Here is a 19388-nt window from a genome sequence, read left to right as displayed (position 1 = left end):
GAAAAGGAGCCAGCCAGCATGACCGTGCTCGACAACCGGGTCGCCGGCCCGGCCCCGGCAGCTCAGCAGGAGGAACTGGACCCGCGGCACCCGCGGCTGCGGTTGCAGGCGCTGTTCGACGACGGCACCTTCCGTCCGCTGACCGACGAGAACGACCGCAGCGGCGTCCTGGCGGCCCTGGGCCGGATCGAGGGCCTGCCGGTGGTGGCCTTCGCCTCCGACCCCCGCATCCAGGGCGGGGCGATGGGCATGGCCGGCTGCCAGGCGATCGTGGCCGCCTACGACCATGCGCTCCGCGAGCGGCTGCCGATCGTGGGGGTGTGGCACTCGGGCGGGGCCCGGCTGGCCGAGGGCGTGGAGTCGCTGCACGCGGTCGGGCTGGTGTTCGCGGCGATGACCCGGGCCTCGGGGGTGATCCCGCAGATCTCGGTGGTGCTGGGCGCGGCGGCCGGGGGCGCCGCCTACGGCCCGGCGCTGACCGACATCGTGATCCTGTCCGAGAGCGGCAAGATCTTCGTGACCGGCCCGGATGTGGTCAAGTCGGTGACCGGCGAGGAGATCGATATGGCCGGGCTGGGCGGCCCTGAGCCGCACTCCCGCAAGTCCGGCGTGGTGCACGTGGTCGCCAAGGACGACACCGAGGCGCTGGCCCGGGCCCGCACCCTGGCCGTACTGCTGGGCCACCAGGGCCGGCTGCGGCTGGACGATGTGGAGGAGCGGGACTTCTCCGATGTGCTCCCTGAGAGCCCGCGTCGCGCCTACAGCGTGCTGCCGCTGGTCAAAGGCCTGGTGGACAGCGCCGACGACTCCGGCTACGTGGAGCTGCAGCCCAAGTGGGCGCCCAACATCGTCACCGCGCTGGGCCGGCTGGGCGGCCGGACCGTCGGGGTGATCGCCAACAATCCGCTGCGGCTGGGCGGCTGCCTGGATGCGGCGTCGGCGGAGAAGGCGGCCCGTTTCGTGCGGATGTGCGACGCGTTCGGGGTGCCGCTGGTGGTCGTGGTGGACGTGCCCGGTTACCTGCCGGGCGTCGGCCAGGAGCACGGCGGGGTGGTCCGCCGCGGCGCCAAACTGCTGCACGCCTTCGCCGAGGCCACCGTGCCGCGGGTGACGCTGGTGACCCGGAAGGCCTACGGCGGCGCCTACATCGCGATGAACTCCCGTTCCCTGGGCGCCACCAAGGTGTTCGCCTGGCCGACCGCCGAGGTGGCGGTGATGGGCGCGGTCGCCGCGGTGCGCATCCTGCACCGGCGCACCCTGGCCGCCGCCTCCGAGGAGGAGCGCCCGGCGCTGGAGGCCAAGCTGGCCGCCGAGCACGAGAAGATCGCCGGTGGTCTGGAGCGCGCCCGCAAGCTGGGGGTCGTCGACGAGGTCATCACCCCGACCACGACCCGCGTCGCCATCGCCCGCGCCGTCGCCGAGGCCATCCCGGCGCGCGGCGCTCACGGCAACATCCCGCTGTAGTCTGCTTCACCGTCAAGGGGCCCGTGCGCTCGCACGGGCCCCTTGTGCGTCTGCACCGCAAGGCCCGGCTTCCCGCGGAGACGCCCTGCGTGCCTTCCCGGCCTCTTCGCTGATGGACAACGGCTTGAGGGCTGTTCTTTTATGCGCATCCATTCCAGCGACGAGATAGAGGGGCGCCCTGTCGCAATCACGTAGTCGGCCGAACGGGCATCGCCCTCGAGGGCATGGGTCCCGCGCCGGGGCGGGCACGCCGAGGCCGGGCGGCGGGCGCGTCTTCGGTACGGTGTCCCGCGCTCACCGAGGGTGACCGGTGGCAGGCAGGCGGCACCGGCCGAGGGCGGTTGTGCCCTTGGCTCGGTCCAGGCGGTGGCCCCGGGGCCGGGAGCTTGTCAGACGGCGGCGTGGAGCCAGCGGACGGGCGCGCCGTCGCCTGCGCGGCGGAAGGGCTCCAGCTCGTTGTCCCAGGGGGTGCCGAGCAGGCGGTCCATCTCGTATTCCAGGGTGCTCTTGCCCATGGCGACGTTGGCCAGGGCGGCTCGCAACCGGTCCTCAGGCACCATGACGTCGCCGTTGGCCCCGATCACCCCGCTGAAGACGCCCAGTGAGGGGGTGACGCTGAAGCGCACCCCGTCACAGCCGGGTGAGGCGTCCTCAGTGGCCTCAAAGCGCAGCATCTTCCAGTTGCGCAGCGCGGAAGTGATCGCGGCTGCGGTGCCCGGCCTGCCCTCCCAGTGCAGTTCGGCACGCATGCTCCCGGGAGCAGCGGGCTGGTCAGTCCACGTCAAAGACGCGGGCACACCGAGAACACCTGCGACGGCCCACTCTATGTGCGGGCACAGCGCAGGTGGCGCGGAGTGGACGTAAAAAACGCCACGTGCGGTCACCGGACCTCCTGGATGCGTACCGAGGCTCGCCTTCCCCTACGGCCTCAGAAATCTCAGGACAGTGCCCGCGTTCAACATTGTGCATCATCAGCACGAGTCGCACCAGAGCACGACCGTTCTTTGGTCAACTCTTGCCGATTCCCACGATGTGACGGCCGGCCGCCTCCTTGCGATTCCCCCCGCCGCCCGGCGGCGGGCGGTGCCCCGGCCCGTCGCGGCAAAGACGGCATGGGGGCGGCGTCCCGAGCCGGAAGGGGCCGCCGCCCCGGGTGTCTTGCCGCACTCACGGGAACGGCCGTTCACCCGGCGGGCTCAGCGACCCCCGTCCTGGTAATCACATACTCCATCTAGTAGATCGAACCTCTCTTGCCCATTCCTTTCCCTTGGCTTTCCTCAACCGGCGCCGACCGGATGAGGGTCGCGCCGCTCCATTCATGGGCGAGTCCGCTGGCGCCCACACACACCCCAACACTAAAAGTAATCACATGATTTCAAAGAGTTAAGGAAGGGGTCGTGTTCGATCGAGAAGCGCGGCTGGAGCGGATGCTGGCACGGCACACCGACGCGGCCCTGGTGGAGCCGATGGCGGGGCGGCCCACGGTGGTGCGGCGCGATCAGCTCCTGGTGGCGGCCGAGGACGCGGCGGCCGTGGAGGAGCGGGTGCGGCGCTGGCACGACTTCAGCCGCATCGAGGGCGGGGTGTGCCTGATGCGGCTGCGGCCCCGGGCGCGGGTGGACGTCTGCGAGCTGTCGGACCGGCTCCGCGGGGACGGCCTGCGCCCCGGACCGGCCGTGGCGCCCAACACCCTGCTGTGCGGACAGCCGATGTGGTGGTCGGGTCCGGCCGGCCGGCCGCGTCCGGCCGCTCCGCCGCCCGTCCCGGCGGCCGCCGCACCGCCGCGCCGACAGGTCACCGTGGCGATCCCGGACACCGGGCTGTCACCGCACCCTTGGTATGAGGACACCGACTGGTACGCCGAACAGCGCGCGGAGGTCGCCGAGGTCCTCGACGCCGACCTGGACTCGGAACTGGACGCACAGGCCGGGCACGGCACCTTCGTGGCCGGGGTGGTGCTGCAGCACGCCCCGTCCGCCCGGATCCGGGCCATGCGGGTGCTCGGCAGCGACGGAGCGTGCGACGAATTGGCGATGCTGTGCGCGCTGCGATGGCTGGCCGACTGGGGACGGGCGGACGTGGTGAACCTGTCCGCGGGCTGCTGCACCTACGACGACCGGCCCTCCCCTCTCCTGGCGCGGGCGGTGGCGCGGCTGAGCCGCGCCGCGGTGGTGGTCGCCTGTGCGGGCAACGCGGCCACGGACCGGCCGTTTTGGCCGGCCGCGCTCGCGCAGGCGATCGCGGTGGCCGCCCTCGACGGCGGCGAACGCGCCCGGTTCTCCAACTACGGTCGGTGGGTGGACGCCTGCGCGCCGGGGGTGAACGTGGTCAGCTGCCATGTGCGCTTCGACGGCCCGCGTCCGCCGGTGGACGGCGTGGACCCGGACCTGTTCACCGGGTATGCGACCTGGAGCGGCACTTCGTTTGCGGCCCCGCGGGTGGCGGGGCTGATCGCCGCGACGGCGGCGGCCGAGGACCTGCCCGCCCCGGCGGCCGCCGCGCGGGTGCTGGATCCGGCCAGATCCCGCACCCTGCCCGGCCTCGGCGTGGTCGTGTGATCGGCAGGGGCCTGCACGTCCCCGCCAAGAAGGACGATGCCGATTTATCTGAACAAACCAGCAGTCATACGACATGTCCTGCAAAGGCCGGTGAAGTTCACTGCGTTCAGGGACGGTTACCCAACGTATGCGTGCTCCAATCATCAGATGTCGGAAACAAAGCAGTAGCGATGCAGTAACTCTCCGCGTCCAAATGATGGGGTCTTCCTAAGGTTTGCGGCGGCGGCCCTATGGAAGACGAGGTGTCCGGTGAGCCTTTCCCAGCAGGTGGTTCCAGGTGCCGAGAACGGGAGCCCCGATGGTTTCCGGGGCCGTGCCGCGGCCGGCGCACAGCGTCCCGTTCCCGCCGCGGCGGCAGGATCCCGCGATGCCGCCTGAGGGGCTGCGCCGGCTCCCGCCCGGTGAGCTGGTCCTCCGGGCGCGCGGCGGGGACGAGGCGGCGTGGGCCGCGCTGACCGAGCGTTACTCGCCGATGTTGTGGGCGATCGCGCGGGCGTACGGGCTGAGCCGGGTGGACGCCGCCGATGTCGTGCAGCTGACCTGGCTGCGTCTGGTGGAACACATCGGCGCGCTGCGGCGGCCGGCCCGGGTCGGCACCTGGCTGGCGGTGACGGCGCGGCGGGAGGCGGCCCGCTGCCTGCGCGAGCGGCGCGGCCGGTTCGACGACCAGCCACTGGAGGTACTGCCCGACCCGGCCGTCTTCGATGCGGTACTGGCCGGAAGGGAACGCCTGCGCGCCGTCATGGAGGCCATCGGCGCCCTGCCCGACCTGTGCCGGCAGATGCTGCGGCTGCTGGCGCTGTCCCCCACCTACGCGGAGATCTCGGCGGCCTTGGACATCCCCATCGGCAGCATCGGCCCCGCCCGCGCCCGCTGCCTGGCCTCCCTGCGCAAACGTCTGGAGGAAGCCGGGTGAGGGGCGATCGCCGCACAGGCGGCGCCGCGACGAGGGAAGGGAACCCCCGGTGACCGACGCCGAATTGCTCCAGCTCGTGCGGGCCGCGTTCGCGGCCTACGACCCGGTGCCGCAGCACGTGCTGGCCGATGCCCGGGCGGCGTTGCGGTGGCGGGAGGCGGACGCCGCGCCGGCGCGCCTGGTGGAGACCGGGCAGGACCGGCGGACGCCGGTCCTGCGGGAGACGGGCGCCCGGCTGCTGACCTTCACCGGGGGCGGGCTGACGGTCGAGCTGGAGGTGAGCGGGGCGGGGCCGGCGTACCAGCTCGCCGGGCAGCTGCTGCCGCCCGCGCAGGCCCTGGTACGCGTCAGGCACACCGGCGGCGAGCTGGCGGGACGCGCGGAGGCGGCGGGGCAGTTCGTGGTGGAGGGGGTGCCGGCCGGGCCGGTGAGCCTGCTGATCCTGCCGGACGGCGGCTCCCCGGTGGTCACCGACTGGATCCGGCTGTGAGCGCGAGACTGCTGCGCCTGGCGGCCGCCGATCCGCCGCGCGCCCACGCCGCCGCGGTCGCGGCGCTCGGCGACGCCGCCGAGCGGACGCCGCGCGAGGCGATCACGTTACGGCGGGTCGCCGCACTGGCCGCCAAGGAGCTCGGGCTGCTGGAGGAGGGCCTGGCGCACCTGGAAGAGGCGCTGCGGGCCGCCGAAGGCGCCGGCCTGGCCTACGAGCGGGCCCTGGTGCAGATGAACCTGGTCGGGCTGCTGACCGCCCAAGGCGCCCTGCCCCGGGCGCTGGCCTGCGCCGATGCCGCGGCGAAAGTGCTGCGCGGCGCCGACGCCGACCGGCTGGCCGCCAATGTGGCCTGCGCGCTGGCCCGGGCGGGGCGCCCGGCGCAGGCGCTGGAGGCCGTCCGGCAGGCGCTGCCCCGGCTGCGCCGCGGCGACGATCCGGTCACGCTGGCGGGGCTGCTGATCAACCTGGGACTGGCGCAGGCGCTCCGCGGCAGGCCGGGCGACCTGCAGGCGGGCCGGCGGGCGCTGGCCGAGGCCGTGACGGTCGCCGAGCGGGCCGGGCTGCGCGCCCAGGCGGCGATGGCCAAAGGCAACCTGGCGTTCGTGCTGTCGCGGTGCGGCGACCTGCCGCGGGCATTGCGGCTGTATGCCGAAGCCGAGGCCGATCTGACCGGCGAGCGGGTCGTGCAGTGCCGCCTCGACCAGGCCGAGACCCTGATCGCCGCCGGGCTGACCGGCGAGGCCCGGCCGCTGCTGGCCGGTGCGCTGGCCGAGGCGGCCGAACGCGGCTACCGCTGCGACGTCGCCGACGGATTGCTGCTGCTGGCCGGCGCCGAACTGGCCGACGGGGACGCCGAGCGGGCCGGCCGGACCGCCGAGCGGGCCCGCGCCGCCTTCGCCGCCCAGGAGCGGACCGGGTGGATGCTGCTGGCCGAGCATCTGCTGCTGCGCGCCCGCTGGGCGGCCGGGGACCGCTCCGCGGCGCTGTGGCACGCCGCCGTCGCCACCGCCGACCGGCTGGAGCGGGGCGGCTGGCATGAGCAGGCCGCCGGCATGCGCGTCATCGCGGCGCGGCTGGCGCTGCGGCTGGGCCGTCCCGCCCGCCCGCTGCTGGAGCAGGCGGGGCGGGCCCGCCGGCACGGCCCGGCCGCGCTGCGGGTGGCCGCCTGGCACGCCGTCGCGCTGGAGCGGTCGCTGTCGGGCGACCGCCGCGGAGCGCTGGCCGCCGTCCGGGCCGGGCTGCGCGTCGCCGACGAGTACGCCGAGGTGTTCGGCGCGGCCGAGCTGCGGGTGCGGGCGGCGCGGGTGGGTGAGGAGCTGGCCGCGCTGGGCCTGGAGCTGGCCCGTTCCGCCCGGCAGCTGCTGGCCGCCGAGGAGCGCCGCCGGGCCGTGGCCCGCCGCGTGACGGCCGTGCGCCCGCCGGCGGACCCGCAGCGGGCGCAGGCCCTGACGCGGCTGCGGGCGGCGGCCGCCGAGCACGCCGCCGCCGTCGCCCGCGGGGCCGATCCGCTGCCGACCGCCCGGCGGCTGGCCCGGCTGGAGGCGGCGGTGCGGGAGGCGTCGCGCCGGCACTCCCCCAGCGGCGCCCCGCCCCGTCCCCGCCTAGCCGGCGTCCCCGCCTTGACGGCCGCCCTGGGCGAGCGGGCGCTGGTGGAGCTGGTGCGCGTCGGTGACGCGCTGCACGCGGTGACGGTCGCCGCGGGCCGGTGCCGGCGCTGGCCGATCGGCCCCTACGGGGCGGTGGCCCACGACGCCGAGCGGCTGCGTTTCGCGGTGCGGCGCCTGGCCCGCCGCGCCGATGACTCCGCGGCCGCGGGGCTGCGGGAGGCGGCGTGGCGGATGGCGGCGTGGGCGCCCGCCGGGCTGCGCCGCGTCCTGTCCGGACGTGAGCTGGTCATCGCCCCGGTGGGTGCGCTGCACGCGGTGCCGTGGGCGGCGCTGACGCGCCGGCCGCTCACCGTCGTCCCCTCGGCGACCGCCTGGCTGCACGCCCGCGCCGCCGCGGCCGGCCGCGGATCGGGCCGGGTGGTGCTGGCCGCCGGGCCGTCGCTGCCGCATGCCGAGGCGGAGATCGCCGCGCTGGCCGAGCTGTATCCGCACGCCACGGTGCTGCGCGGCGCGGCCGCCGCCGCGCTGCCGGTGCGGCGCGCCCTGGACGGGGCCGAGCTGGCCCATCTGGCCGCCCACGGGGAGTTCCGCGAGGACAACCCGTTGTTCTCGCATCTGCGGCTGGCCGATGGGCCGCTGCTGGCCCACGATCTGGAGGACATCGCCGCCGCGCCGCGCCTGGTGGTGCTGTCGGCCTGCGACGCCGGACGGGCGGCCGGCGGCGAGGGGATGCTCGGCATCGTCGGTGCGCTGCTGGCCCTGGGCACCGCCACGGTGATCGCCAGTGTCGCTCCCGTCCGGGACGCCGGGGCGCATGCGTTCATGACGTCCCTGCACCGCCGACTCCGTGCGGGCATGTCCCCGGCCCGCGCCGTGGCCGCCGTTCCCCGCTCCCCCGGCACCCTCGGTTTCCAGTGCTTCGGCGCCGGCTGAGCGGGGCGGGACTCACCCCTCGCCGGTGGCGACGGGGTTGGCGGGGTCGGCGACCCAGTTGGACCAGGAGCCGACATACAGCGCGGCGGGAATGCCGGCGAGGGTGAGCGCGAGCACCTCGTGGGCGGCCGTCACCCCGGAACCGCAGTAGGCGCCCACCTCGGCGGCGCCGGTGACGCCCAGGGCGGCGAAGCGCTCCCGCAGCCGCCGGGCCGGCAGGAAGCGGCCGTCGGGGCCGACGTTGCCGAAGGTGGGCGCCGACACCGCGCCCGGGATGTGCCCGGCGACGGGGTCGATCGGCTCGACCTCGCCCCGGTAGCGTTCGGGCGCCCGGGCATCCAGCAGCACCCCGTTTTCGGCCAGGGCGGCGGCGCCCGCGGCGTCCAGCACCGGCATGCCGCCGGGCCGGGCGGTGAAGTCGCCCGGGGCGGGGGACGGGACGGCGGTGGTCACCTCGTGGCCCGCCGCGGTCCAGGCGCGATAGCCGCCGTCCAGCACGCGCACGTCCGGGTGCCCGAAGTAACGCAGCGTCCACCAGGCGCGGGCCGCGGCGGTGGAGTCGGCCTCGTCGTAGACCACCACCGGCCGGCCGCCGGACACGCCGGCGGCGCGCATGGCGGCCTGGAAGGCCTCCGGTGCCGGCAGCGGGTGGCGTCCCGCCGGCCCGGGCGGCCCGGCCAGGTCGCGGTCCAGGTCGATGAAGACGGCGCCGGGCAGATGGCCGCGGCGGTAGTCCGCCATGCCCGGCGGCCCGCCCAGGCGCCACCGCACGTCCAGCAGGGTCGGCGGGCCGGGCAGGCGCAGCAGTTCGGCCAGTTCGGGCACGCCGATGAGCGGGGAGCCCTCCCCGGCGCGGGCTTGCCTTCCAGGCGTCGGCGCGTCGGTCACGTCCGCCAGCCTAACCGCCGGCATCCGTGGCCGCCCGGCGCTTCGGCGTCACAGCCGGTGATCGGCGGTGATCAGCGGGACGAGCTGCTCGCGGGGGATCATCGAGCCGTGCATGCCGACCAGCATGGACGGTATCGGTTCCCGTTTGGTCGCCACGATGGCCAGGTCGCCGTGCGGCACCGCCAGCACATCGCCGATGCGGGGCAGCAGCTCCGGCGCCACCGGCCCGAACCAGCCCGCGGCCACGGCCTCCTCCCGGGTGCACACCCAGGCGCGGTCGCCGACCAGCTCCCGCCAGGCGGCCAGCACGTCGCCGGCCGCACCGGGCTCGGCGTACACGTGCCGGGCCCGCGGCTCGCCGCCGAGCTGGGCGACGCCCTCCTGGAGGGCGGGGACCTCATCGACGTCGATCCGCTCGGTGGGGTTGACCATGCCGTGGTCGGCGGTCACATACAGCACGCCGCCGGGCGGCAGGATCTCGGCGATGCGCTCGGCCAGCTGGTCCACGAAGCGCAGCTGGTAGCGCCAGGCCGGCGAGCCCGCGCCGTAAAGGTGGCCGGTGGAGTCCAGGTCGGCGTGGTAGACGGTCACATACGAGCGTTCGCCCTCCCGCAGCGCCTGCTCGGCCCGGGCCACCAGCTGTCCCAGGCTGTCGGCGGCCAGGTAGGCGGCGCCCCGGGCGGTCGCCCGGCTGAGCCCGCTGCCCCGGTAGGCCCCCGAGGCCACGTACCCCACGCTGATCCCGGCCTCCGCGGCCCGTTCATAGGCGGTGCGCGCCGGCTGGAAGGTCTGGGGGTCCACGCTGTCGTCCCAGTGCAGGCAGTTGAGCAGCCTGCCGGTGCCGGGCACCGCCACCTGGATGCCGAACAATCCGTGCCCGCCGGGGGGCAGCCCGGTCCCCAGCGAGGCCAGGCTGGTGGCGGTGGTCGCCGGGAACCCGGCGGTCAGCGCGCGTCCCGGCAGCGAGCTCAGGTAAGGCGCGTCCTGGGCGTGCTCGCGCAGCAGCTCCCAGCCGAGCCCGTCGATGATCAGCACGCAGACCCGGGGGGCCTGCGGCAGGGCCAGCACGTTCCGTCCGCCCGGCACTCCGAACGCGCCCAGCACCGACGCCGGCAGGTCGGCCAGCGCCGCGCTCCCGTACCGGGGCACCGGCGGCCCGGCGCTCACCTGGCTCCTCCCTGCGGGGACCTCACCGAAGCAGACCGCATACGCCCTCCATTCCTCGCGCCCTGCGGGCCGTTCCGGTGCCGCAGGGCATGATCCGCCGACCACGGTAGCCGTCTGCGGTCTCATTCCGGCCGGCCCGAGCGCGGCCGGGGGCATGCCCGGCCGTCGTTTCACGAGGGCGGAACGGCGGATCGCGGTGAGCGCGGCCGCCGGTGCGTTCCCGCGCCGCGGGCGCGCCGTCAGCCGGTGGCCGCGGACAGGGCCTGGGCGAAGGCCAGGACCTGGGCGACCGCGTCGGGGCCGTCGGCGGCTTCGCTGACGCGCAGCGACATGTCGTCGGCGGTCACGTTGCCGGTGTAGCCGTGGTCGGCCTCGCAGGACTCGTCCCCGCAGGTGGCCGGTTCCAGATCGATGTGGGCGATGGCTCCCCACCCGATGGTGAGCACCACCTCGGTGGGCGGGACGCCCGGCACATAGGAGGCCGGATCGGGCACCACGCGGGTCACCGCCACCGACTGGATCCGATCGAGCCGCACGACCTCGGTGGTGGTGGACGCATGCGCCTGCGGTACGCCCTCGCCCGGCGGGTGCTCGTCGGTGTGGCACACCAGCAGCCGGGTGGGCGACAGGACCAGCACGGTCACGTGCCGCCGCACCTCCATCGCCGGGTCGAAGGTGGCCTCATGGTGCACCACGTAGGCGAGCACCGGCTCGTCGCCCAACGCCGATTCGACCGCGTCCGCGACGAGTGCCGGATAGTAGCCGCTGCGCTCGATGGCGGCGCGCAACCCATGAGCCGTCGCTCGGGTGTCCCTCATGAAGTCCATCCTGCCCTGTCCGGGGTCGTGCGTGCACACGTCGGACCGGATGGGCGGTCGCCGGTCTCATCCCGGGTAGAGGACGGGCATGGACGCCACCGATCTCATGCGCCGGCCTCCGCCCGTTCCTCCGCCGCCGCCTCCCGGTCCGCACCCGCCCGTTCCGGAGCCGGAGCCTCCCATCCCGGCTCCCGAGCCGCCCATTCCCGCCCCGGAGCCGCCGATACCGCCGCCTCCGCAGCCGTCGCCTCCGCCCTCCCCGCCGCGGCCGCCCGGTCCGCTGCCGGAGCCGCCGCCGGACCCGGTCCCGCCCATCCCTCCGGAGCCGGGGCCGCCGCCGGAGCCCGGCCCTCCCCGCACGGACGGGGCCCGCGGAGATGTCAGCGGGCGACGGGCGGGGTGGGCAGGCGGCGGGGGCCGAGTTCGGGGCGGGGGCCCGGGGGCCGGGCCAGGCGCAGGGAGAGCTCGCCGACCGTGATGCCGGCGGGGCCGGCGTGCACCCGGTCCAGTTCCAGGCGGGCGACCTCGGGCAGGTCGTCGGCCAGCCGGGAGATCCGCAGCAGCAGCCGTTCCAGGGCCGCCACGTCGGCCGGCTCGGTGCCGCGGTGGCCGAACAGCAGCGGCGCGGCGCGGATGGCCCGTACCAGCTCGGCGGCCTCCACGTCGGTCAGCGGCGCCAGCCGGTAGGCGCGGTCGTCCAGCAGCGCGGCGGTGTCGTCCGACAGCCCGAAGGAGACCACGGCGCCGAAGGAGGGGTCCTCCATGGTGACGATCCTGGTCGGCGCTCCCCTGCCGGGCCTGTCGTCGATGGTGATGCCATAGCAGGCCAGCAGCCGGGCGGCCTGGTCGGCGGTGGCGGTCACCGGGCCGTCGGCGCCGTCCAGCAGCTCCTCCACCAGCGCCCGGGCGCGGTCGCGGTCGGCCTCCTCCAGGTGCGGCAACCGCCCCTGGGGGCGTCGCCGCCACAGCGCGTAGCGGGTGACGTACGCCAGGGCGCGCACGGCGTCCTCGGGGGCGGGATAGGACGGCACCGAGCCGGCCGCCGGCATCCCGTCGGGGCCGGGTGCGCGCAGCCGCTCGGGCATGCCGGCGGCGCCCAGGTAGGTCGCCACGATCGGTTTGGCGCCCGCGGCGGCCGCCCGGGTGATCGCCGTGGCCACGCCCGGGTCCACCTCGCCGATGGTCGGCGGGGTGAACAGGGCGACCACGGCGTCCACCGCCTCGTCGGCCAGCGCCTCGGTCAGCGCCCGGGCGTACTCGGCCGCGCCCGCCGCAGGCCCCAGGTCGACCGGCTCGCGCGGGGACAGTCCCAGCGCCACCGCCGCGTCCTGGGCGAGCAGGCCCAGGGAGTTGGAGTTGTCGATGATCGCCACCCGGTCGCCGGCCGGCAGCGGCTGGTAGGCCAGCAGCTGGGCGACGTCGAACAACTGGTCCAGGTCGTCCACCCGGATCACCCCGGCCTGGGCGAACAGGGCGCTGACGGCGTGGTCGGGCAGGGTGAGCGCGCGGGCGGCGTGCCCCAGCGGCACGCCCTGGGTGCTGCGGCCGGTCTTGACCGCCACGATCGGCTTGGCGCGCGAGATGCGCCGGGCCAGCCGGGTGAACTTGCGGGGGTTGCCGATCGATTCCAGGTAGAGCAGGACGACCCCGGTGGCCGGGTCCTCCTCCCAGTACTGCAGCAGGTCGTTGCCGGACACATCGGCCCGGTTGCCGGCCGACACGAACGTCGACAGGCCCAGTCCGCGTTCGGCGGCGCGCTGCAGGATGGCGATGCCCAGCGCGCCGGACTGGGAGAAGAAGCCGATCGGGCCGCGGCCGGGCATGGTGGGCGCCAGCGAGGCGTTCAGCCGCACGGCCGGGTCGGTGTTGGCGATGCCCAGGCAGTTGGGGCCGACCACGCGCATGCCGTTGGCGCGGGCCAGGCGGACCAGTTCCCGCTGGCGGGCCCGGCCTTCCTCACCGGTCTCCCCGAACCCCGCGGAGACCACCACCAGCCCGTGCACCCCTTTGCCGGCGCACTGCTCGACGACCTCGTGGACGGCCTCGGCGCGCACCGCCACCACCGCCAGGTCCACCGGGTCAGGGATGTCGAGCACCGTGCGGTAGGCCCGCACCCCGGCCACCGCGGTCGCGGTGGGGTGGACCGGGTAGACGGGGCCGGTGAAGTCGCCCGCCAGCAGGTGGCGCAGCACGGTCTGGCCGACGCTGTGGGCCTCCCGGCTGGCGCCGATCACCGCCACCGAGCCGGGGAACAGCAGCCGCTGGATGGAGCGCGACTCGGCGCGGTGCTCGCGGGCCGCCATCACCTCCAGGGACGTCTCGGTGGGCTCCAGGTCCAGCACCAGCTGCAGGATGCCGTCCTCAAAGCGCTGCCGGGCGCGGTAGCCGGCGTCCCGGAAGACCTTGGTCATCCGCCGGTTCTCCGGCAGCACGTGCGCCACGAACCGGCGCAGTCCCCGCTCGCGCGCCGCGGCCGCCACGTGTTCCAGCAGCACCGAGCCCAGCCCGCGGCCCTGGTGGGCGTCCTCCACCAGGAAGGCCACCTCGGCGGTGCCGGGCTCTTCGGGGAGGCGGTCGTAGCGGACGACCGCCACCATGGCGTCGCCGATGGTGGCGATCAGCGCGACCCGGTCGTGGTGGTCCACCGTGGTCAGGTGCTTGACCTCGCGGTCGCTCAGCCGCGGCCGGGGGGAGAAGAAGCGGTAGTAGATCGACTCGGGCGACAGCCGTTTGTGGAAGGCCCGCAGCAGGTCGGCGTCCTGTGGGCGGATGGGCCGCAGATGCGCCGTCCCGCCATCGGCCAAGACGACGTCGGCCTCCCAGTGATCGGGGTACGAGTCGCTCACCTACTCGAGAGTAGTCACCCGGTGGACGTCCCTCCCGGGGATACCGTGGCGGGCGTTCGAAGTTTTCGGTGCCAGTTCGAGACCTACTAGGGGGCCTGGAACTGTTACGGTCGATCACACGCCCCCGGAATAATCTGCTAGCGGGGCGCTATTGGTGTTGATCAAGGTGGTGACGTCATGACGCGCGTGGTCGTGGTCGGCGATCTCATGACCGATACCGTGGCACGGGCCGCTTACCCCCTGGCCAAGGGAAGCGACACCCCGGCCACGGTGACGACGCACGGGGGCGGCTCCGGGGCCAACATCGCGTCGTGGCTCGCCGTCGAGGGGTCCGAGGTCGTCTTCGTGTGCCGCCGCGGCTCGGACATCGCCGGCCGCAACCTGGACATGGAGCTCATGGGGTTCGGCGTGGACCCCCGCACGGTGATGGACAGCGAGCGCCCCACCGGCCGCTGCGTGGTGCTCGTCACCCACAAGGGCGACCGCACGATGCTGTCGGACCCGGGCGCCAACGCCGCCCTGCTGCCGGAGGACATTCCCCAGGACGTCTTCACCCAGGGCTCCCACCTGCACCTGTCGGGCTACTGCCTGCTGAGCGAGGGGGCCCGCAAGGCCGCCCGGCACGCGCTGGCGCTGGCCCGGGAGGCGCAGATGTCGATCTCGGTGGACGCCGGGTCCTCCTCGCCCCTCAAGCGGGTCGGCGCCGAGCCGTTCCTGGAGTGGACCCAGGGCGTCCGGCTGCTGATCGTCAACGCCGCCGAGGCCGAGGTGCTGACCGGCCGGGAGGAGCCGCAGGCCGCCGCCAAGGTGCTGACCGCCTGGTACCCGCAGGTGGTCATCAAGATGGGCGCCGACGGCGCGCTGTGGTACACCAACGGACGCGCCGAACCGGTGGTGGCCCCCGCCGAGCCCCTCGACAAGATCGTTGACGGCACCGGCGCCGGTGACGCCTTCATCGCCGGTTTCCTGGCCCCCTGGCTGGACGGCAAGCCGCCCACCGAGGCGCTGGCCTCCGGCTGCCGCCTGGCCGCCCGTGCCATGTCCAATGTCGGCGCCCGCCCCGTCCTGAAGGCCGTCGACAACGAGATCAAGAAGGCCAATAACTAAGCCCGTCCGCACCGGCTTCCCGGCCGGCCCCGCCTTCGGGGGCATACCGGGCGTTCCGGCACTCCCGCCGGTCGGTCTGTTCAGCGCGGCATCCCGGCCGGGGCTCACCCCGATGGGCCACCGCGCACCGCCGGTCGTCGCCTCGCCCGCACCACCTCACCGGCGACCGGTCAGGCGCCCGCAGTTCACCGGTCGTTCAGCACGCCCGCCGAACTTCTTCAACACGCCGTCTCCGCAGTTCGCGACGGGGACGATGGCGTGCTCGCGCATCGCCGCCGTCTGCGATGCGTTCCCAGATCGCTCCCGCACGGCCGGCGTTCCCGGCCGAGCCCCACCGATCACTTCGTCACCGCCAGGGCCAGGGGAAGAACGGCGGGGGCGCCGGCCCGGCGGAGGAGGCGGGCGGCGACGGTCATGGTCCAGCCGGTGTCGATGCGGTCGTCGACCAGCAGGACGGGGCCGGGGACGGCCGCCACCGCGGCGGCCATGCGGTCCGGGAGGGTCAGGGAGCGCCATACCGAGCGCAATCGCTGGGCGCTGTTGTGGCGGCGGGGGCCGGGGCCCCGGGAGGCGATCTCGCCCAGGTAGGGCAGGCGGCCGATGTGGGCGATGCGCTCCCCCAGGCTGGAGACCAGGCGGGGTCTGGTGCGGGAGGCGACGGCGGCCACGGCGGCGGGGCGCTCCGCCCAGTCCCAGGCGGCCAGGACCTGCACCACGGCGTTGAGGATCTCGCCGGGGACCTCGGTGTCGGGGGCGGTGTCGGCGAGCAGGGCGCGCAGCCGGTTGCCCCACCCGATGTCGGTGAGACGGCCCAGGGCACGGCCGGGCTCGGCGAGCTCGCCGGCGGGGATGCGGCCGCAGACGCCCAGGTCACCAAAGACCCCGGTGGGCCACATCCGGCGCGGGGGGACTTCGACGCCGGGGCGGCGCAGCCGCCGCCGGGCTTGTTCGGCGGTGGTCTCGGAGACCTCGGTGGGCCAGTGCCGGCCGGTGCAGTTGTCGCAGCGTCCGCAGGGGGCCGCCTGCGGGTCGTCGAGCAGACGGCGCAGGAACTCCTCCCGGCAGCCGGTGGTGTCCAGGTAGTCGAGCATCGCCTGCTGCTCGCGGGCGCGTTCGGCGGCCAGCCGGGCGTAACGGTCGGCGTCGTAGGTCCACGGGCGGCCGGTGGCCTCCCAGCCGCCTTTGACGCGGCGGACGGCGCCGTCCACGTCCAGGACCTTGAGCATCATCTCCAACCGGCTGCGGCCCAGGTCGACCAGTGGTTCCAGGGCGGCGGTGGACAGCGGGCGGCCGGCGGCGGCCAGCGCGTCCAGGGCGGCCCGCACCAGCGGCTCGGGCGGGAAGGCCAGGCTCGCGAAGTAGGACCAGATGTCCCGGTCCTCGGCGCCGGGCAGCAAGATGGCCTCGGCGCGTTCGATACCGCGCCCGGCCCGGCCGATCTGCTGGTAGTAGGCCACCGGTGACGGGGGCGCGCCCACGTGCACGATGAAGCCCAGGTCGGGTTTGTCGAAGCCCATTCCCAGGGCGCTGGTGGCGACCAGCGCTTTGAGTTCGTTGCCGAGCAGGTCCTGTTCGGCGCGCAGGCGGTCGTCGGGGTCGTCCTGCCCGGAGTAGGCGGCCACCCGGTGGCCGCGTTCGCGCAGGAAGGCGGCGATCTCGTGGGCGGCGGCGACGGTCAGGGCGTAGACGATCCCCGATCCGGGGAGTTCGCCGAGGCGCTCGGCCAGCCAGGCCAGGCGGTGCTCGGCGGTCGGCAGCCGCACGACCGCCAGATGCAGCGAGGCGCGTTCCAGGCTGCCGCGCAGCACCGGCACCTCCCCGGCGGGACCGGCCGCGGCGCCGGAAGCGAGCTGTTCACGCACGTCCTGGACGACGCGGGCGTTGGCGGTGGCGGTGGTGGCCAGCACGGGAACGCCCTCGGGCAGGTCGGCCAGCAGCGTGCGCAGCCGCCGGTAGTCGGGGCGGAAGTCGTGTCCCCAGTCGGAGATGCAGTGCGCCTCGTCCACCACGACCATCCCGGCCCCGGCCGCCAGCTTGGGCAGCACCGCGTCGCGGAAGGCGGGGTTGTTGAGCCGTTCCGGGCTGACCAGCAGCACGTCCACCACGCCCGCGTCGACTTCGGCGAACACCTGCTCCCACACCTCGGTGTTGGCCGAGTTGACGGTGCGGGCGCAGATGCCGGCCCGCTCGGCGGCGGCGATCTGGTTGCGCATCAGGGCCAGCAGCGGCGAGATGATCACCGTGGGGCCGGCGCCCCGGTCGCGCAGCAGCCGGGTGGCCACGAAGTAGACCGCCGACTTGCCCCAGCCGGTGCGCTGCACCACCAGCATCCGGCTGCGTTCGAGCACCAGTGTGCGGATCGCGTTCCACTGGTCCTCGCGCAACCGGGCCTGTTCACCGGCCAGCGCCCGCAGGCACGCCTCGGCCTCGTCCCGCAGCCCGTCGCTTGAGTCGCCCATAGTTCCTTGTTGCTTATCAGCCGCTGGGACGTCTCCGCACCGAAATGCGATTTTGTGGAAAACTCTCGATCAACGCCGAAGACCGCGGGCCCGGCGGCGGAAGACCCGCCGGAAGCGCGACACGCCGAGCCCGCCGTCGACGATCCGCTCCCGGCCCGTGGTGAAGGCGATCTCAAAGGCCGGGAAGGGCACGGCGGCGATCCCCTCCGGTACCGCCGCGCCGCCTCAGCGGAGCGGTTCGAGCCGCCCCGGCCGTTCCCCGACCCGCCCGCGGCCCAAAGGTCCTCCGGCCGGGCGGTCAGATCCAGCCGCGGTCGCGGGCGGCGCGGACGGCGGCGTGCCGGTTGTCGGCGCCCAGCTTGGTGACCGCGGCCGACAGGTAGTTGCGGACGGTGCCCTCCGACAGGCCCATGCTGCGGGCGATCTTGGAGATCGGGGAACCGTCGGCGGCGGCGCGCAGCGCGTCCAGCTCCCGCGGGGTCAGCGGGCACTCCTCGGCGGCCAGCGCGTCGGCGGCCAGCTGCGGGTCGATGTAGCGGGCCCCGCCGGCCACCTGGCGGATCACCTCGGCCAGCCGAGAGCCGGGGGCGTCCTTGCCGAGGAAGCCGCGCACCCCGGCGGCCATGGCGCGGCGCAGGTTGCCGGGCCGGCCGTGCGCGGTGACGATGATCAACCGGCAGGAGGGCACCTCGCGGGAGAGGCGTTCGGCGGCGGCCAGACCGTCCATGCCGGGCATGTCGATGTCGAGCACCGCCACGTCCGGGCGCAGCGCGCGGGCCTGCTCCACCGCCTCATCGCCGCGTCCCACATCGGCGACGACCTCGATGCCCTCCTCGGTCTCCAGCAGCAGGACCAGCGCCTCCCTGATCAGCAGGTGGTCGTCGGCCAGCAGCACCCGGATCATGCCGTTCCCTCCGCCCCGGTCCGCGCCGCCTCCGCCGGCGCCCGCACCGGCACCGCGGCCCGCACCGCGAACGTGCCGTCGCCGCGGTGGCCGGCGGAAAAGCTCCCGCCGACGGCGGCGATCCGCTCGGCCAGCCCGGTCAGGCCGCTGCCGTGCTCGGCGGCGGCGCGGCGGCCGGCCCCGTCGTTGACGATCTCCAGATGCACGCCGTGGCCGTCCACGCTCACCTCGATGCGGCACCAGGTGGCGGTGCTGTGGCGCAGCACGTTGGTGACCGCCTCGCGGGCCACCCAGCCCAGCGGCTCGTGGACGTGGGCGGGCAGGTCGGGCACCTGCGGGGGGCGGCAGCGGATGCCGGCGGCGCTGAGCACCGCCGAGGCGCCGTCCAGCTCGGTGCGCAGCGAGGTGGCGCGGTAGCCGCGGACGACCTCGCGGACGTCGTGCACGCAGTCGCGGGCCATGCGCTGGATCTCGGTCAGCTCCTTGCGCACCCGTGCCACGTCGCGGTCCAGGTACCGTTCGGCGACCTCGGCCCGCAGCGCCACCGCCTGCAGGCTGTGGCCGAGCACGTCGTGCAGGTCGCGGGCGAAGCGCTGCCGCTCCTCCCCCACCGCGGCGCGGGCCAGCTCGGCGCGGGCCTGGCGCAGCTCGGTGACCACGTGGAACAGCCAGAAAGAGATGTAGCCCGACAGCGCGGCGAACGGGAACCAGAAGAACTCATACACCATGGTCGGCACCGGCAGGCCCAGCGCCAGCCCGTAGCCGGTGATGCCCAGCGCCCCGATCGCGGTGACCGGCACCGCCACCCGCAGCGGCAGCACCAGCGGGATCAGCCCGGCCGGCATCACCAGCGCCGCCGCCCAGTCCGGGCCCAGCACCGCCGGCAGCAGGCAGGAGATGACCGCGATGACGGCCAGGCCCACCCGGTGGCGGGGGTGGGTGCGGCGCATCAGGTTGCCCCACAGCAGCCGCCCGTACAGCCCCAGCAGCCCGGCCACGCTGAGCAGGGCGTACAGGGAGCGGTCCAGGTCGTGGCGGAGGACGATCTCCCGCCACAGCGAGGGCAGCAGTGTTCCCCCCAGCGCCACCAGCGACATTCCCACGATCGCGGTGGCGAGCACGGGGGTTCGGGGAACGCGCAACTGCACCGGTTCTGCTCTCCGTCCGCGACAGAGGGGGCGGGACCCGCTCAGGGTATGCGAAACGGCGTCATCGGGCGTGCCGCACC

General features: G+C 74.9%; 15 protein-coding genes. 6 read left to right on the top strand and 9 right to left on the bottom strand.

Features of this window, described 5'->3' with window-relative positions:
* Positions 1 to 18 precede the first annotated feature (18 nt).
* Positions 19 to 1464: an acyl-CoA carboxylase subunit beta gene (locus tag TCUR_RS08070; RefSeq protein ID WP_012851997.1), complete on the top strand. Its 1446-nt coding sequence runs from the start codon at positions 19 to 21 to the stop codon at positions 1462 to 1464.
* Positions 1465 to 1853: 389 nt separating this feature from the next.
* Here TCUR_RS08070 and TCUR_RS08065 read toward each other — a convergent pair whose 3' ends face one another.
* Positions 1854 to 2348: a DUF3145 domain-containing protein gene (locus TCUR_RS08065; RefSeq protein ID WP_012851996.1), complete on the bottom strand. Its 495-nt coding sequence runs from the start codon at positions 2346 to 2348 to the stop codon at positions 1854 to 1856.
* A gap of 513 nt (positions 2349 to 2861) precedes the next feature.
* On the opposite strand from TCUR_RS08065, the gene TCUR_RS08060 reads away from it, so the two are divergent.
* The 4 genes from TCUR_RS08060 (at position 2862) to TCUR_RS08045 (ending at position 7971) form a co-directional block, all read left to right on the top strand.
* Positions 2862 to 4022, top strand: a complete 1161-nt coding sequence (locus tag TCUR_RS08060) for a S8 family peptidase (RefSeq protein ID WP_012851995.1) — start codon at positions 2862 to 2864, stop codon at positions 4020 to 4022.
* 367 nt (positions 4023 to 4389) lie between these two features.
* Positions 4390 to 4938, top strand: a complete 549-nt coding sequence (locus tag TCUR_RS08055; protein WP_012851994.1) for an RNA polymerase sigma factor — start codon at positions 4390 to 4392, stop codon at positions 4936 to 4938.
* A 49-nt stretch (positions 4939 to 4987) separates the two neighbouring features.
* On the top strand, positions 4988 to 5428 hold the full coding sequence (locus tag TCUR_RS08050) for a hypothetical protein (RefSeq protein WP_012851993.1): 441 nt from the start codon (positions 4988 to 4990) through the stop codon (positions 5426 to 5428).
* Positions 5425 to 7971, top strand: coding sequence for a CHAT domain-containing protein (locus TCUR_RS08045; RefSeq protein ID WP_012851992.1), 2547 nt, complete (start codon positions 5425 to 5427; stop codon positions 7969 to 7971). Before TCUR_RS08050 ends, TCUR_RS08045 begins: the two co-directional genes overlap by 4 nt.
* A 12-nt stretch (positions 7972 to 7983) precedes the next feature.
* On the opposite strand, the gene TCUR_RS08040 is transcribed toward TCUR_RS08045, so the two are convergent.
* The 4 genes from TCUR_RS08040 to TCUR_RS08025 all read right to left on the bottom strand — a co-directional run bounded on the left by TCUR_RS08040 (position 7984) and on the right by TCUR_RS08025 (position 13690).
* Positions 7984 to 8859 carry a sulfurtransferase gene (locus TCUR_RS08040; RefSeq protein WP_012851991.1) on the bottom strand — a complete coding sequence of 292 codons (876 nt, stop codon included), beginning with the start codon at positions 8857 to 8859 and terminating at the stop codon, positions 7984 to 7986.
* 48 nt (positions 8860 to 8907) lie between these two features.
* On the bottom strand, positions 8908 to 10026 hold the full coding sequence (locus TCUR_RS08035) for an alkaline phosphatase family protein (RefSeq protein WP_012851990.1): 1119 nt from the start codon (positions 10024 to 10026) through the stop codon (positions 8908 to 8910).
* Between the two features lie 239 nt (positions 10027 to 10265).
* Positions 10266 to 10844, bottom strand: a complete 579-nt coding sequence (locus TCUR_RS08030) for a DUF5998 family protein (RefSeq protein ID WP_012851989.1) — start codon at positions 10842 to 10844, stop codon at positions 10266 to 10268.
* Between the two features lie 380 nt (positions 10845 to 11224).
* Positions 11225 to 13690, bottom strand: coding sequence for a bifunctional acetate--CoA ligase family protein/GNAT family N-acetyltransferase (locus TCUR_RS08025; RefSeq protein WP_012851988.1), 2466 nt, complete (start codon positions 13688 to 13690; stop codon positions 11225 to 11227).
* Between the two features lie 177 nt (positions 13691 to 13867).
* Between TCUR_RS08025 and TCUR_RS08020 the strand changes: the two genes are divergently transcribed.
* Positions 13868 to 14797 (top strand): carbohydrate kinase family protein, encoded by a 930-nt coding sequence (locus TCUR_RS08020; RefSeq protein ID WP_012851987.1) that lies wholly within the window; start codon positions 13868 to 13870, stop codon positions 14795 to 14797.
* A gap of 338 nt (positions 14798 to 15135) precedes the next feature.
* On the opposite strand, the gene TCUR_RS08015 is transcribed toward TCUR_RS08020, so the two are convergent.
* The 4 genes from TCUR_RS08015 to TCUR_RS08005 all read right to left on the bottom strand — a co-directional run bounded on the left by TCUR_RS08015 (position 15136) and on the right by TCUR_RS08005 (position 19308).
* Positions 15136 to 17256: a RecQ family ATP-dependent DNA helicase gene (locus tag TCUR_RS08015; RefSeq protein WP_012851986.1), complete on the bottom strand. Its 2121-nt coding sequence runs from the start codon at positions 17254 to 17256 to the stop codon at positions 15136 to 15138.
* Positions 17257 to 17325: 69 nt separating this feature from the next.
* Positions 17326 to 17448 carry a hypothetical protein gene (locus TCUR_RS28310; protein WP_012851985.1) on the bottom strand — a complete coding sequence of 41 codons (123 nt, stop codon included), beginning with the start codon at positions 17446 to 17448 and terminating at the stop codon, positions 17326 to 17328.
* A 106-nt stretch (positions 17449 to 17554) separates the two neighbouring features.
* Entirely contained in the window at positions 17555 to 18160 is a 606-nt protein-coding gene (locus TCUR_RS08010) for a response regulator transcription factor (RefSeq protein WP_012851984.1), read from the bottom strand.
* Entirely contained in the window at positions 18157 to 19308 is a 1152-nt protein-coding gene (locus TCUR_RS08005) for a sensor histidine kinase (RefSeq protein ID WP_012851983.1), read from the bottom strand. Before TCUR_RS08005 ends, TCUR_RS08010 begins: the two co-directional genes overlap by 4 nt.
* Positions 19309 to 19388 lie beyond the last annotated feature (80 nt).

Origin of the sequence: Thermomonospora curvata DSM 43183, assembly GCF_000024385.1 — a bacterium.
Lineage (GTDB): Bacteria > Actinomycetota > Actinomycetes > Streptosporangiales > Streptosporangiaceae > Thermomonospora > Thermomonospora curvata.
The sequence above is the reverse complement of the archived record's forward strand: the minus strand, read 5'-3'. Positions and strand labels throughout refer to the sequence as shown.

Bases quoted from the DNA above. Each gene is read 5' to 3' on its own strand.
- TCUR_RS08070 (WP_012851997.1), top strand. From the start codon at position 19: ATGACCGTGCTCGACAACCGGGTCGCCGGCCCGGCCCCGGCAGCTCAG.
- TCUR_RS08055 (WP_012851994.1), top strand. From the start codon at position 4,390: ATGCCGCCTGAGGGGCTGCGCCGGCTCCCGCCCGGTGAGCTGGTCCTC.
- TCUR_RS08030 (WP_012851989.1), bottom strand. From the start codon at position 10,844: ATGAGGGACACCCGAGCGACGGCTCATGGGTTGCGCGCCGCCATCGAG.
- TCUR_RS08020 (WP_012851987.1), top strand. From the start codon at position 13,868: ATGACGCGCGTGGTCGTGGTCGGCGATCTCATGACCGATACCGTGGCA.
- TCUR_RS08015 (WP_012851986.1), bottom strand. From the start codon at position 17,256: ATGGGCGACTCAAGCGACGGGCTGCGGGACGAGGCCGAGGCGTGCCTG.
- TCUR_RS08010 (WP_012851984.1), bottom strand. From the start codon at position 18,160: ATGATCCGGGTGCTGCTGGCCGACGACCACCTGCTGATCAGGGAGGCG.